The organism is Kocuria palustris, from assembly GCF_016907795.1.
GTDB lineage: Bacteria > Actinomycetota > Actinomycetes > Actinomycetales > Micrococcaceae > Kocuria > Kocuria palustris.
On record NZ_JAFBCR010000001.1, the window covers coordinates 1,067,747 to 1,080,667 of the forward strand.

Sequence of the window (12,921 nt, forward strand, 5' to 3'; positions counted from 1 at the left end):
CCCTGATCCTCGTCCGGAGCCGTGCCGGGCGGATCAGTCGTCGACGGCGTCGCGGCCGCGGCGCACGATCTGCGGATCAGGCGGGTAGACGACCGACTCGTCCTTGTCCTCGTAGTCGAACTGGTTCAGGAAGTAGCGCATGGCGTTGAGGCGCGCTCGCTTCTTGTCATTCGACTTGATCGTGATCCAGGGAGCGTGATCCGTGTCCGTGCGGCGGAACGTCTCCTCCTTGGCCAGCGTGTAGTCGTCCCAGCGATCGAGCGAGGCGAGATCGTTCGGCGAGAGCTTCCAGCGCCGGACGGGATCGATCTGGCGGATCGCGAACCGGGTGCGCTGCTCGTGCTGGGTGACCGAGAACCAGAACTTGGTCAGGTGGATCCCGGCGTCCACGAGCATCTTCTCGAAGACCGGGGCCTGCTTCATGAAGACCTCGTACTCCTCATCGGTGCAGTAGCCCATGACCCGCTCGACATTGCCCCGGTTGTACCAGGATCTGTCGAACATCACGATCTCGCCGTTCGTGGGGAAGTGCTCGATGTAGCGCTGGAAGTACCACTGCCCCTTCTCCCGCTCGGTGGGGGTGCTCAGAGCGACGGTGCGCGCGGCACGGGGGTTCAGGTGCTCGGTGAAGCGCTTGATCGTGCCGCCCTTGCCGGCGGCGTCGCGGCCCTCGAACAGGATGATGTGCTTGAGGTCGTTGTCCTGGCCCCAGTACTGGAACTTCAGCAGCTCGATCTGCAGGCGGTACTTCTCGAGCTCGTAGTCCTCGCGCGACATCCGCTCGTCGTACGGGTACCCGCCTTCGCGCCAGGTCTCCACGGCGGATCCGCCCGGATCGATCAGATCGGGGTCGGCGGTATGGCCGTCGGTGACGGTGTAGCCCTGCTCGACGAGCTTGTCGATGAACTCGCGGAGGTTCTCCTGCGGCGCTTCTGCCATTGCGGCTCCCAAGGGCTGGGACCGCGGCCCCGAAGGGCTGCGATCGGTGCGGCGGCCCCGAGGCGCTGCCAGCCGCCGGGGCCTGTGGCTGACTGACCGTCCATTCTAGTCGGGTGCAGGTGAACGGCTCCTGAACTGCCGCGAATTGCCGCGGGCCGACACCCACGCCCAGCCCCGCACCTAGACTGGGAGCAGAATCCATCGGCTGCAGGCGGATCCGCTTCCGCGACCCCTCGCCTGCGGGCGTGGCCAGTCCCCGAGCAGGAGGAGCGACACCCATGAAGATCGGTCTGCTGACCAGCGGCGGCGACTGCCCCGGGCTCAACGCCGTCATCCGCGCGGCGGTGCTGCACGGCATCAAGAGCTACGACCACGAGTTCGTCGGCTTCCGCGACGGATGGCGCGGCCTGGTCGAGGGAGACATCATCGATCTTCCCCGCACCAAGGTGCGCGGCCTGGCGCGCCAGGGCGGCACGATCCTGGGCACCTCGCGCACCAACCCGTACGACCATCCCCAGGGCGGTCCGGAGAACATCTCGATCATGCTCGAGAGGCACGGGATCGACGCCGTCGTGGCCATCGGCGGCGAGGGCACCCTGGCCGGCGCCCGTCGGCTGGCGCTGGACGGGCTTCCCGTCGTCGGCGTGCCCAAGACCATCGACAACGACCTGATGGGCACCGACTACACGTTCGGCTTCGACACCGCGGTCTCCATCGCGACCGATTCCATGGACCGCCTGCGCACCACCGGCGAGTCGCATCACCGCTGCATGGTCGCCGAGGTCATGGGCCGTCATGTCGGCTGGATCGCCCTGCACTCCGGCATGGCCGCCGGTGCGCACGCGGTGCTGATCCCCGAGCAGCGCACGAGCATGGACGAGGTCTGCCGCTGGGTCACCGAGGTCCACGAGCGCGGACGCTCTCCGCTGGTCGTGGTGGCCGAGGGCTTCATCCCCGAGGGCTTCGACGACGTCACCGCCGTGCACGGCACCGAGGCCGACGGCCGTCCTCGCCTGGGCGGGATCGGCGAGTACATCACTCAGCAGATCGAGGAGCGCACGGGCATCGAGACCCGCAACACCATCCTGGGCCACATCCAGCGCGGCGGCGCCCCCACGGGCTACGACCGCGTGCTGGCCACGCGCTTCGGCATGAGCGTGGTCGATCTGATCCAGCAGAAGAAGTGGGGCTACATGGTGGCCCTGCGCGGCACGGACATGGTCCCGGTGAGCTTCGACGAGGCTCTCACGGGGCTCAAGACGGTGCCCCAGGACCGCTGGGACGAGGCCAAGGTCCTCTTCGGGCGCTGAGAGGCGCACCTGGGCCGCCTCGGCCCAGGAACGCACCGGGGGCCCGCGATCCGTGGATCGCGGGCCCCCGGTCCCATCCTCCGAGCATCGTCTCGCCCGTCAAGCACCGCTTCGCCCGTCGAGCGCCGTTTTGCCCCCCCAGCCCCGGAGTCCTGCTGGGCCGGATGCCCCTGGGGCCGTGCGTCAGCTCCGAGGCTTCCGCAGGAAGCCGGATTCGCGCTGGACCACCTGACCGGCATCCGGCGGCACCACGACGATCTGGGCGGCGGCCCACTGCTCGGGAGCCTGCTCGTCCGCGTTCCCGCCGCCGGCATCCGGGTCTCGCAGCGGCTCGCGCACCCGCAGCTCCGCCTGGGGGTCCACCGAGCGCTTGATGACCGCCAGGGCGATCGGCCCGGCCTCGTGGTGCAGCTGCGCGGAGGTCACCCTGCCGACCGTGCGCTGCCCGGCGATCACCTCTGCCCCGGCCGAGGGCAGCGTGTGCTCGGAGCCGTCGAGGTCCAGGAAGACCAGGCGCCGCGGAGGATGGCCCAGGTTGTGGACCCGCGCGACCGTCTCCTGGCCCTTGTAGCAGCCCTTGGCCAGATGGACCGCCGTGCGCAGCCAGTCGAGCTCGTGCGGCACGGTGCGGTCATCGGTGTCCGGGCCCAGGCGGGGCCGCCACGCCTCGATGCGCAGGGCCTCCCCCGCCCACGAGCCGGCCAGGCTCAGCCCGTCGGCCTGGGGGCCGGTCACGGCCTGCACGAGGCGCTCGCGCGGCACGAGGACCTCGTGCCAGCGCCGCTGCTCGCCCGGATGATCCTGCTGCTCGCCGTAGGCCCATCCGCCCTCGGCGACCCCGGGCCACGGATCCGTCCAGACCAGCTCGCAGCGCCCCTCGGCCGGCTCGGCCGCCAGCAGGCGCAGGTGCTCAGGCACCTCCGCGGCGCCGAGCACGGCCACCTCCTGACTGCGGTCCTCGATCTCGACCCGCAGAGCGAAGCGCATGGACTCGAGCCACTGGCGCAGCGGCTCGGTCTCCTGCGGCTCCGTGATCAGCCAGGCGGTGCGCCCGTCCTCGATCACATGGGGTGCGAACTCCACGCGTCCCTGCACGGACAGGAACAGCGTCTCCGAGGACTGCCCCGGCCCCAGCCCGGTGAGGATCTGGGAGCTCAGGGTGCTCAGCCAGGACAGTCGATCGGGTCCGCTGACGCAGACGACGCCCTTGTGCGACAGGTCCACGATCGCGCTGCCGCGGGCCAGCGCCCGCTGCTCCCTGACCGGGTCGCCGTAGTGGGCGGCCGTCCCGGCATCCTGGCCGGAGGCCTCGACGGCTCCGTCGACGACGTCCAGAAGCGCGGATCGCCGCACCTGGGCCTGGGGCTCGGATGTGGCGATGGAGGCGGGGTCATGCGAAGTGTCAGTCATATCCTCTTCAGCTCAGCCGAGGCGTGCGTGCTCAGCGATCGGCCTTCGGCCGCCATGTCCCAGGCCCAGAAGAGGTCTCCGTTGACCAGGCCGAACATGCGGGTCGAGGCGGTGTGCTCCTTGGCTCCCTCGGCGCGGACGACGGCGTCCGTGCCCATCTGGATGCGGGGACCGTCGATCTCTCCGACGTAGAGCTCGCTCACGCCGCCGGGGCGGCTGAACGTGGCCACGAGGGGGAATCCGCCTCCGGGCAGGCGCAGGGCCTCGACCTGATCGGCGGTGGTGATCTCCGGCTCCGGAGCCCCGGGCATCAGGCCGGGTCCGGAGTCGCCGCTGCGCTGCGGGCGCGCCAGCTGCCAGAAGCCGTGCTCGACCGTGATCAGGCGCTCCGGCTTGCCGTCCTGGTCCACCAGGTGGGACTCGGCGCGGTACTCCAGGAAGGGCAGGCCGCTGTGCGCGAACTGGACGTGCTGGCGGAAGGGGCGCTGCTCGGACTCGCCGTAGCCGACGAAGCCGTCGCCCTGCCACTCGCCCAGCAGCCAGGCGAAGGGGACGAGCTCAGCAGGGAGATCGGTGGGGATCTCGACAGGCACGGCTTACATCTGCCCCTTGTAGAGGTTCTTGACGACGACCACGCTGATGAGGCCGATCGTCACGACCGCGAGGGCGAGCAGGACCAGGTAGAAGATCTCGATAGCAAGGAGCATGGGCTCAAAATACCATGAGCGCCACGATGCGGGCCGCGAAGAGTGCGGTCGGGCCCAGCAGAGCGACCGGCAGGACGCTCAGCGCCAGCAGGCCGCGCTTGGGTCCGCGCTCTGGCGCCGAGAGCAGCAGGCGCAGGCCCACCACGCCGATGATCACTCCCGTGAGCACCCCGGGGACCACGACCATGGCGACGGGGGTGTCGCCCAGATCGTGCAGGTGCCGCGACAGGGCGATCCAGCCCGAGGACGAGACGGCGGCGAGCACCCCGGCAGTCGAGGAGATCGTAGACTCCAGGCGGTGCTCGGCGCCCTCGCCGCGCACGAGCTCGGCCACGAAGATCGCGATCAGTGCGACCGCCACGATGGCCGGGATCCAGGTCAGGCGATCGCCTGCCGGCAGAGCAGAGACCGCGGCGGCCAGGGCGCCGCTGAGCAGGATGATGATGCTGTGCCGGTACCGGGCGCGGATGCCCACGGCCGAGGCCCATCCCAGGCCGAGCACCAGGCTCATGGCGGCGGCCAGCAGGTAGGGCGCGATGCCTCCCGCCACGGCCGCGGCCAGCGCGAGACCCAGCACGAGGGTCGCGCACACGCCGGTCGTGGCCACCTTCATGCCCGGTCGGGGCGCGGTTCTCGCCTCTGTCCTGAGCGCTGTCATGGAAGACCACGATAGTTGCCCGGAGCCGCCAGGCCGACCGTGACGCCGCGTGGAGCCGCCGGGACGGCCCACGATTCGCCCCGCGTAAGCTGATCGGGCGCCGGCGGCGCCATCGACCACACTGTCGCGGCGTCCGCCCCGGAAGGCATTGCACGACGAGGGAAGTGGAGCCCGGATGACCCGGATCATCATGCTGGCCGATCCCGGCCAGGCGCCGTCTGCGGTGCTCCCCGCCCTGGATCTGCTCCCCCACCCCGTCTCGACCCTGGACCGCGGCGCCGTCGGCGGGTCCGTGCCGGAGCTGCAGCAGGCGGACCTGCTGCTGATCGACGGCCGCTCGGGACTGGTCGCGGCGCGCAACCTGGCCCAGCTGCTGCGCGGGATCGCCCCGGACAAGGCCGTGATCATGGTGCTGACCGAGGGCGGGCTGGCCGCCGTGGCCGCCTCCTGGCTCGTGGACGACATCGTCCTGGCAGGCGCCGGACCCGCCGAGCTCGATGCCCGCATCCGCCTGGCCTCGGCGCGCAGCCAGGCCGACGAATCGGCGGGCGACGAGCTGATCACGGCCGGCTCGGTCATGATCGACGAGGCCGCCTACTCCGCTCACGTGGCCGGCGAGACCCTGAATCTCACGTACAAGGAGTTCGAGCTGCTGAAGTTCCTCGCCCAGAACGAGGGCCGGGTCTTCACCCGCAGCCAGCTGCTCTCCGAGGTGTGGGGCTACGACTACTTCGGCGGCACGCGCACCGTCGACGTCCATATCCGGCGCCTGCGGGCGAAGCTGGGGCCGGATCACGAGAAGATGGTCACGACCGTGCGCAACGTCGGGTACAGCCTGACCGCCCGACGCGCTCCCGAGGGACGCTGAGACCAGCGCCCGACGAGCACCGCACGAGACCCGAGGCAACCCAGGAGGTTCCGATGAACCGCAGCACGCACCCCATCCAGCGCCTGAGCCCCGAGCAGGCCGATCTGGAGGCCGTCCTGGCCCTGGCCCGGGCCGCCGAGGACGACGATGGCGACCCCCCGCTGTCCGATCAGACCCTGGTCGACCTCCGCACGGAGCCCGAGCGCGCGGACCTGGCGGAGGCATCGGAGGACGGCCGGGCGCTGGCGGCCGCCGTGCTCGTGCGCTCCCGCGCCCAGGGCGCACCGGCGCTGCTCGAGGGCGTCGTGGACTCCCAGGAGCGTGGCCGGGGGCTGGGGCGCCGCCTCATCGAGACGATCCTCGAGGGCCATGACGGCCCGGTCGACGCCTGGTCCCACGGCGACCACCCCGCCGCCCGGCATCTGGCGCAGACGCTGGGCTTCGAGCCGGTGCGCGAGCTGCACCGGCTGCTGCGCACGGATGCGCGCCCGGCGCGGCTTCCGGAGGTCGAGCTGCCGGACGGCGTGGTCATCCGCTCGTTCGAGCCCGGCCGGGACGAGCAGGAGCTGCTGCGGGTCAACGCCGCGGCCTTCGCCGATCACCCCGAGCAGGGCCAGATGAGCCTCGAGGACCTGCGCCAGCGACAGGCGGAGTCCTGGTTCGACCCCGCAGGGCTGCTGCTGGCCGTCGAGCAGGACGATCCCGATCGCGTGCTCGGCTTCCACTGGACCAAGCGGCACCCGGGCTCCGGCCAGGAGCCGGCCCGCGGCGAGGTCTACGTGGTGGGCATCGCCCCCGATCAGCAGGGGCGTCGCCTGGGCCGGGCGCTGACCGTCGCCGGGATGCGGCATCTGGCCGAGCAGGGGCTCGACGAGATCCTGCTCTACGTCGATGCGGAGAACACGGCTGCCTTCCGGCTCTACGAGTCCCTGGGCTTCGAGCGCTGGCACGTGGATGTGATGTTCTCCCGGCGCTGAGAGCGTCCGCTCGGGTCCGCGGCACGCGCTCCGGCTGTGTCCGCAGCCGGGGGCGCGGTCCGGTTAGCATGACTGCGCGCCGCCGTCGGAGCCAGAGCGTCATGGCCTCCGGCCGGAGGCGCTGGCGCGCGAGCCGCACGACGACCGCATCCCACCACGAGAGGACCCGGAAGCCGATATGGCCAAGAACCCGGACCGGCTGGCGTACCGCATGACGGAGCCGTCGCCCGATACCGATCCCTCGGTGCGCGCCGCCGGCTGCCTGTGCTGGCGCTCCGACGGCAGATCAGGTCTGGAGCTGCTGATCATCCACCGGCCCCGCTACGACGACTGGTCCTGGCCCAAGGGCAAGCAGGAGGACCAGGAGACGCTGCCCGAGACGGCGCACCGAGAGGTGCTCGAGGAAGTCGGGCTCGACGTCAGGCTGGGCGTCCCGCTGCCCGCGATCCGCTACAGGGCCAAGAGCGCGGAGAAGCACGTCCACTACTGGAGCGCCGAGATCGGCCCCCTGGATCGCCCGGAGGCCGACGGCCACGAGGTCGACCGGCTGGAGTGGGTCTCCCCCGAGCGAGCCCGCGAGCTGCTGAGCAACCGGAGCGACCTGGAGCCGCTGGAGCGGCTCGTCGAGCTGCACGCCGCCGGCGATCTCTCGGTGCGGCCCGTGATCATCGTGCGCCACGCGAAGGCCAAGCCGCGCTCGTCGTGGTCGCGCCCGGAGGGCGACCGTCCCCTGGCCGCCACGGGCAAGCGCCAGGCCATGGCGGTCACGCGCCTGCTCGAGGTCTGGTCCCCGAAGCGCGTGGTCAGCTCGCCGTGGCTGCGCTGCCTGTCCACCGTGACTCCGTACGCGCGCGCGGCCGGGCTCAAGCTCAAGGAGAAGCCGCAGCTGACCGAGGCCGCTCACAAGCGGCGTCCGGCGAAGGCAGGGGCCGTGGTGGAGTCCCTGTTCGACAAGGAGCCCTCGGCGGCGCTGTGCACCCACCGGCCCGTGCTGCCCACCGTCCTGCGCGTGCTGCGCGGCCGGCTCGATCCGCAGCTGCGCTCGATCCTGCCGGAGGAGGATCCCTACCTGGCCCCCGGCGAGATGATCGTGCTGCAGGTCTCGCGCAAGCACCGCCGCCGCGTGGTGACGGTCGAGATCGTCAAGCCGTTCGACGACTGACCCGACGGCCGCACCCTCTTCCGTCGGGGGCGGCCGGCCCCGCCGCCTCGCCGCATGAGCGCCGCACGGAAGAACCGCGCCCTCGGCAGCGCTGAGGACACCGCAGCCGATACGCACGAGACCCCGCACCTGGAGGCGACCCCACGTGAGTCCGAACCCGTCCACGGCCATCCCGACCCCCTACGAGGACCTCCTGCGCGAGGTCATGGCCGATGGCGTGCACACCTCCGATCGCACCGGCACGGGCACCCGCTCCGTGTTCGGGCGCCAGATCCGCTACGACCTCTCGCAGGGCTTCCCGCTGCTGACGACCAAGCGCGTGCACTTCCGCTCGGTGGCGCTGGAGCTGCTGTGGTTCCTGCGCGGGTCCTCGAACGTGCGCTGGCTGCAGGAGCGCGGCGTGAGCATCTGGGACGAGTGGGCCGACGCCGACGGCGAGCTCGGCCCCGTCTACGGGGTCCAGTGGCGCTCGTGGCCGGCCCCCGACGGCAGCGGCATCGACCAGATCGCCCGGGTGGTGGACTCGATCCGCACGAACCCCTCTTCGCGCCGCCACATCGTCAGCGCCTGGAACCCGGCGGAGGTCGATCAGATGGCCCTGCCCCCGTGCCACGCGCTCTTCCAGTTCCACGTGCAGCCGCAGCAGGACGGTCCGGGACGGCTGTCGTGCCAGCTCTACCAGCGCTCGGCGGACATGTTCCTGGGGGTCCCCTTCAACATCGCCTCCTACGCGCTGCTGACCCGCATGATCGCCCAGCAGACCGATCTGGTGCCCGGGGACTTCGTGTGGACCGGCGGCGACGTCCACGTCTACGACAACCACGTGGAGCAGGTGCAGCGCCAGCTCGCCCGCGAGCCGTACCCGTATCCGCGGCTGCGCTTCGCGCGCAGGCCGGAGGACCTCTTCAGCTACGACTTCGAGGACTTCGTCCTCGAAGGCTATGAGCACCACCCCGGGATCAAGGCCCCGGTGGCGGTCTGATGCCCGCCCCGCGCCTGTCCGCGATCTGGGCCCAGACCCCCGACGGGGTGATGGGCCGCGACGGCGGCATGCCGTGGCACCTGCCCGAGGACCTGGCTCATTTCAAGGCCACCACCCAGGGCCATCCCGTGCTCATGGGCCGACGCACCTGGGAGTCCTTCCCCGAGCGCTTCCGCCCCCTGCCGGGCCGGACCAACGTGGTCGTGACCTCCCGCCCCGAGGACCCGGGGCTGCAGGCGGACCCGCGCGAGGACGGCACCGCGGTCATGGCGGTGAGCTCGTGGCGCGAGGCCGTGCGCGCCGGCGCCGAGGCGCCGGGCGGCGAGCACCTGTGGGTCATCGGCGGGGCGCGCCTGCTCGAGGACGCCATGCCCGAGCTCGAGCACGCGGTCGTGACGGTGATCGAGGTCGACGAGCCCGGAGACACCCGCGCACCCCGTCTGGAGGCCCCGTGGCGGCTGGAGCGCCGCGACGAGGACCGCCTCTCGCGCACAGGGCTGCGCTGGCACGTGGAGCACTGGCGGCGCTGATCCGCCGCGCCGTCGTCGCAGCCGATAGAGTGGTGCGCACCATATCCATGGCCGACCCGGGGCCCCGTCGATGGCGCGGGGACCGGCAGCGGCCGGGCAGGAGGCCCTCGTGAGCACCCAGCAGGACGTCCCGGGCGATGCGCAGCGCCCCGAGCCGGAGATCCACGACGAGCCGGGTCTGCGCCTGGTCGACAACACCACCAGCGGGCGCGTGGAGCTGTGGCTCGACCAGACCTTCATCGGGTTCGAGGGCGTCGAGAAGCACCCGGACGGCACGCTCGAGCTGCAGCACACGATCATCGACGAGCGCCACGGCCGCCAGGGCTACGCCCGCACGCTCGTGACGCTCCTGCTGGAGGCCTGCCAGGCGGCCGGCGTGCTGGTGCGTCCCACCTGCACCTACGTCCAGGACTACCTGGAGCGCTTCCCGCAGTACCGCTCAGCCGTCGCGGACTGAGCCCTCTCGGGTCTCGGAGCCCGGACAAGGAATCGCAACGGTCCCTTGACGCCGCCTAGACTGGGACGATGACCATCGATCACAGCTCCGCACCCGCCGTCGGCTTCGTCGGATGGCGCGGGATGGTCGGCTCCGTCCTCATGGACCGCATGCGCGCCGAGGGCGACTTCGCCGACATCCAGCCCGTCTTCTTCTCGACCTCCTCCCCCGGGGCCCCCGCTCCGCAGATCGAGGGCCTCGGCGACACCGGGGTCCTCCAGGACGCGAACGACATCGAGGCTCTTCGGCGCCTGCCGATCATCGTGACCGCCCAGGGCGGCGGGTACACCTCCGAGGTCCACCGGAAGCTGCGCGAGACCGGATGGGACGGCCTGTGGATCGACGCCGCCTCGACCCTGCGCATGGAGGACAGCTCGGTCATCGTGCTGGACCCCGTGAACCGCGACGTCATCGACGCAGCGCTGGCCGGCGGCACCAAGGACTTCGTGGGCGGCAACTGCACCGTGTCCTGCATGCTCATGGGCCTGGGCGGGCTGTTCCGCAGTGGGCTCGTCGAATGGGCCACCTCCATGACGTATCAGGCGGCCTCCGGCGGCGGCGCCCGTCACATGCGCGAGGTCCTGCGCCAGTTCGGCGACCTCTCCTCGGCCGTGTCCGACGAGCTCGCCGATCCGGCCTCGGCCATCCTGGAGATCGATCGCAGGGTCCTGGAGACCCAGCGCTCCGGGCAGCTCGACGTCGAGCAGTTCGGCGTGCCGCTGGCCGGCTCCCTCATCCCCTGGATCGACGCCGATCTGGGCAACGGCCAGTCCCGCGAGGAGTGGAAGGCCGAGAAGGAGACCAACAAGATCCTGGGCCTGTCCGGCGACGACCAGATCGCGATCGACGGGCTGTGCGTGCGCATCGCCGCCATGCGCTCGCACTCGCAGGCGCTGACGATCAAGCTCACCGAGGACGTCCCCGTCGAGGAGATCGAGCGGATCCTCGATGCCGACAACGAGTGGGCCACCGTGGTCGCGAACGAGAAGGAGGCCTCCATGAACGGACTGACCCCCGTCTCGGCCTCAGGGTCCCTGCAGATCCCGGTGGGGCGCCTGCGCAAGATGTCCATGGGTCCGCAGTACCTCTCGGCCTTCACGGTGGGCGACCAGCTGCTGTGGGGCGCGGCCGAGCCGCTGCGCCGCATGCTGCGCATCGCCATCGGAGCGCTGTGAGGCGCACGCGGCGCTGAGCACCGCCGCTCGTCCCGGTGCGGCCCCTCGGGGCCGCGGATGCGCCGCCCTGCGCGCCGACCACGAGCGGCCCCTCGTCAGGCACCCGGGGCTGCATTATGAGGGCCGCCGCGCACGCGGCGGCCCTCTCGCTGCGCCTGGGCCGCCTCCTCAGCTCGACGGGAGCGCTCCGCGGCTCCGGAGAGGCACCAGCGCCACCAGCCCGCCGCACGCGTGCCCTTCCACCAGGTCCACAGGCGGGTCACCTGGTGCAGCGCCCAGTGGTTGAGCCGCTCGGCCCAGGCGAACTCGAGCGACCACACTCCGATGCCGAGGAACACGAACAGCCAACCCGGCCCAGGGATGAACCACATGATCACCCCGGCCATCAGCAGGACGAATCCCGCCACGGAGATCAGCCCGACCACCAGCGTGCGCCGCAGGCGGGATCCTCGGTGCGACCAGTCCTGGAACGCGCGCATCCGCCGCCGGATCGGGTGGCTGTGGCTCTGACCGCGGCGGATCTCGTCGGTCAGGTCCTCGCCCTGCGGCGGAACCTCGGCGAGAGGCTCCTGCGGGGTCACAGGTGGAAGCCCACCATCACCGGCTCGGGCACCAGCTGCACGCCGAAGGCCTCCTGGACTCCGTCGCGCACAGTGCGGGCCAGGGCCTCCACGTCCGAGGCACTGGCCGAGCCGCGATTGGTCATGGCCAGGGTGTGCTTGGTCGACACGGCGGCTCGGCCCTGGGCCACATCCGGGCCCTCGAGCCCGAGGCGCTCGTTGCGCGTGCCGGGCAGCCCGAAGCCCTTGCCGAACCCCGAGCGATCGATCAGCCAGGCCGCCGAGAGCTTCAGCCGGCCCTCGACCGGCGAGCCGGCGCCGTCGAGCACCGGATAGCGCGGGGCATCGGCCGGCAGCAGCCGCTCGGCCTCCTTGGCCTCGACGATGGGGTTGGTGAAGAACGAGCCGGTGGAGAAGGTATCGGGGTCCTGCGGGTCCAGGACCATGCCCTTGGAGCCTCGCAGCTCCAGGACGGTGCGACGCACCTGGGCCGGATCCGCACTGCCGCCGACCTCCACGGCCAGGGCGTCGGCCAGCTGGCCGTACTGGATCGGCGCGGAGTCCGTGCCCTGTGCCAGCCGGAAGCCGACCTCGAGGACCACGTAGCGCGGAGAGCCCGCCTCGGTGGTGCGCTTGAGCAGGGAGTCGCGGTAGGCGAAGTCGAGCTCGGCGGTCTCGAACTCGCGGACCTCCCGCGCGCGCCGATCCCAGGTGCTGACACGCACGATCGTGCGGGAGACCTCCGCGCCGTAGGCCCCGACGTTCTGCACCGGGGTGGCCCCTGCGGTGCCCGGAATGCCGGACAGGGCCTCGAGGCCCACCAGCCCGCGGGAGACGGTCTGCTCGACGACGTCGTCCCAGGCATGCCCCGCCTGCACGGTCACGATCACGGAGCCGTCCTCCGACGGGTCCGCGACCTCGAGGCCCTGCGAGGCCAGGTGCACCACCACGCCGTCGAAGCCGTCATCGCCGACCAGCAGATTGGATCCGCCGCCGACGAGCAGCACGGGCCTGCCCTGCTCGTCGGCGGCGCGGACGGCGTCGATGATCTCCTGCTGGCTGCCGGCGCGGATCAGGGACCCGGCGGGGCCGCCGATGCGGGTGGTGGTCAGCGTGGAGAGCTCGGGGGAAGTCATGCCCCCGATCC

14 protein-coding genes are annotated in these 12,921 nt (G+C 71.5%); 8 read left to right on the plus strand and 6 right to left on the minus strand.

Going from position 1 to position 12,921, the window contains the following annotated elements; all coding sequences use genetic code 11:
- Positions 1 to 33: 33 nt before the first annotated feature.
- The gene (ppk2, locus tag JOE55_RS04675; protein WP_006213540.1) at positions 34 to 939 is read right to left on the minus strand and encodes a polyphosphate kinase 2; all 906 of its coding nucleotides are present in this window, start codon (positions 937 to 939) and stop codon (positions 34 to 36) included.
- Positions 940 to 1,217: 278 nt separating this feature from the next.
- Between ppk2 and JOE55_RS04680 the strand changes: the two genes are divergently transcribed.
- On the plus strand, positions 1,218 to 2,249 hold the full coding sequence (locus JOE55_RS04680) for a 6-phosphofructokinase (protein ID WP_061710850.1): 1,032 nt from the start codon (positions 1,218 to 1,220) through the stop codon (positions 2,247 to 2,249).
- A gap of 183 nt (positions 2,250 to 2,432) precedes the next feature.
- Here the strand turns inward: JOE55_RS04680 and ygfZ are convergent, their stop codons facing one another.
- The 3 genes from ygfZ to JOE55_RS04695 form a co-directional block, all read right to left on the minus strand.
- Entirely contained in the window at positions 2,433 to 3,659 is a 1,227-nt protein-coding gene (gene ygfZ / locus JOE55_RS04685; RefSeq protein ID WP_239546424.1) for a CAF17-like 4Fe-4S cluster assembly/insertion protein YgfZ, read from the minus strand.
- Positions 3,656 to 4,252: a heme-binding beta-barrel domain-containing protein gene (locus tag JOE55_RS04690; RefSeq protein ID WP_053447831.1), complete on the minus strand. Its 597-nt coding sequence runs from the start codon at positions 4,250 to 4,252 to the stop codon at positions 3,656 to 3,658. Before JOE55_RS04690 ends, ygfZ begins: the two co-directional genes overlap by 4 nt.
- A gap of 118 nt (positions 4,253 to 4,370) precedes the next feature.
- Complete coding sequence (locus tag JOE55_RS04695) at positions 4,371 to 5,024, minus strand: hypothetical protein (protein WP_239546426.1); 654 nt, start codon at positions 5,022 to 5,024, stop codon at positions 4,371 to 4,373.
- Positions 5,025 to 5,199: 175 nt separating this feature from the next.
- Here JOE55_RS04695 and JOE55_RS04700 point away from each other — a divergent pair, with 175 nt between their 5' ends.
- From JOE55_RS04700 to asd, 7 genes are all read left to right on the plus strand, one after another.
- Complete coding sequence (locus JOE55_RS04700) at positions 5,200 to 5,892, plus strand: response regulator transcription factor (protein ID WP_204782161.1); 693 nt, start codon at positions 5,200 to 5,202, stop codon at positions 5,890 to 5,892.
- 53 nt (positions 5,893 to 5,945) lie between these two features.
- Positions 5,946 to 6,869, plus strand: a complete 924-nt coding sequence (mshD, locus tag JOE55_RS04705) for a mycothiol synthase (protein ID WP_204782162.1) — start codon at positions 5,946 to 5,948, stop codon at positions 6,867 to 6,869.
- A gap of 178 nt (positions 6,870 to 7,047) precedes the next feature.
- A complete protein-coding gene (locus JOE55_RS04710; RefSeq protein WP_239546427.1) occupies positions 7,048 to 8,031 on the plus strand; it encodes an NUDIX hydrolase in 984 nt (327 codons plus the stop codon).
- Between the two features lie 145 nt (positions 8,032 to 8,176).
- A complete protein-coding gene (locus tag JOE55_RS04715) occupies positions 8,177 to 9,013 on the plus strand; it encodes a thymidylate synthase (RefSeq protein ID WP_204782163.1) in 837 nt (278 codons plus the stop codon).
- Positions 9,013 to 9,543 (plus strand): dihydrofolate reductase, encoded by a 531-nt coding sequence (locus JOE55_RS04720; RefSeq protein WP_204782164.1) that lies wholly within the window; start codon positions 9,013 to 9,015, stop codon positions 9,541 to 9,543. The genes JOE55_RS04715 and JOE55_RS04720 overlap by 1 nt, the downstream gene beginning before the upstream one ends.
- 109 nt (positions 9,544 to 9,652) lie before the next feature.
- Positions 9,653 to 10,000 (plus strand): GNAT family N-acetyltransferase, encoded by a 348-nt coding sequence (locus tag JOE55_RS04725; protein ID WP_006213551.1) that lies wholly within the window; start codon positions 9,653 to 9,655, stop codon positions 9,998 to 10,000.
- Positions 10,001 to 10,068: 68 nt separating this feature from the next.
- Entirely contained in the window at positions 10,069 to 11,214 is a 1,146-nt protein-coding gene (gene asd / locus JOE55_RS04730) for an aspartate-semialdehyde dehydrogenase (RefSeq protein WP_061710843.1), read from the plus strand.
- Positions 11,215 to 11,309: 95 nt separating this feature from the next.
- Here asd and JOE55_RS04735 read toward each other — a convergent pair whose 3' ends face one another.
- Positions 11,310 to 11,795, minus strand: a complete 486-nt coding sequence (locus JOE55_RS04735; protein WP_338125426.1) for a PGPGW domain-containing protein — start codon at positions 11,793 to 11,795, stop codon at positions 11,310 to 11,312.
- Complete coding sequence (locus tag JOE55_RS04740) at positions 11,792 to 12,910, minus strand: UDP-N-acetylmuramate dehydrogenase (protein ID WP_204782165.1); 1,119 nt, start codon at positions 12,908 to 12,910, stop codon at positions 11,792 to 11,794. Before JOE55_RS04740 ends, JOE55_RS04735 begins: the two co-directional genes overlap by 4 nt.
- Between the last annotated feature and the right edge of the window lie 11 nt (positions 12,911 to 12,921).

Excerpts from the sequence above, each read along its gene's own strand:
- ppk2 (WP_006213540.1), bottom strand. The coding sequence starts at position 939 with ATGGCAGAAGCGCCGCAGGAGAACCTCCGCGAGTTCATCGACAAGCTC.
- JOE55_RS04680 (WP_061710850.1), top strand. The coding sequence starts at position 1,218 with ATGAAGATCGGTCTGCTGACCAGCGGCGGCGACTGCCCCGGGCTCAAC.
- ygfZ (WP_239546424.1), bottom strand. The coding sequence starts at position 3,659 with ATGACTGACACTTCGCATGACCCCGCCTCCATCGCCACATCCGAGCCC.
- JOE55_RS04695 (WP_239546426.1), bottom strand. The coding sequence starts at position 5,024 with ATGACAGCGCTCAGGACAGAGGCGAGAACCGCGCCCCGACCGGGCATG.
- JOE55_RS04700 (WP_204782161.1), top strand. The coding sequence starts at position 5,200 with ATGACCCGGATCATCATGCTGGCCGATCCCGGCCAGGCGCCGTCTGCG.
- mshD (WP_204782162.1), top strand. The coding sequence starts at position 5,946 with ATGAACCGCAGCACGCACCCCATCCAGCGCCTGAGCCCCGAGCAGGCC.
- JOE55_RS04710 (WP_239546427.1), top strand. The coding sequence starts at position 7,048 with ATGGCCAAGAACCCGGACCGGCTGGCGTACCGCATGACGGAGCCGTCG.
- JOE55_RS04720 (WP_204782164.1), top strand. The coding sequence starts at position 9,013 with ATGCCCGCCCCGCGCCTGTCCGCGATCTGGGCCCAGACCCCCGACGGG.
- asd (WP_061710843.1), top strand. The coding sequence starts at position 10,069 with ATGACCATCGATCACAGCTCCGCACCCGCCGTCGGCTTCGTCGGATGG.
- JOE55_RS04740 (WP_204782165.1), bottom strand. The coding sequence starts at position 12,910 with ATGACTTCCCCCGAGCTCTCCACGCTGACCACCACCCGCATCGGCGGC.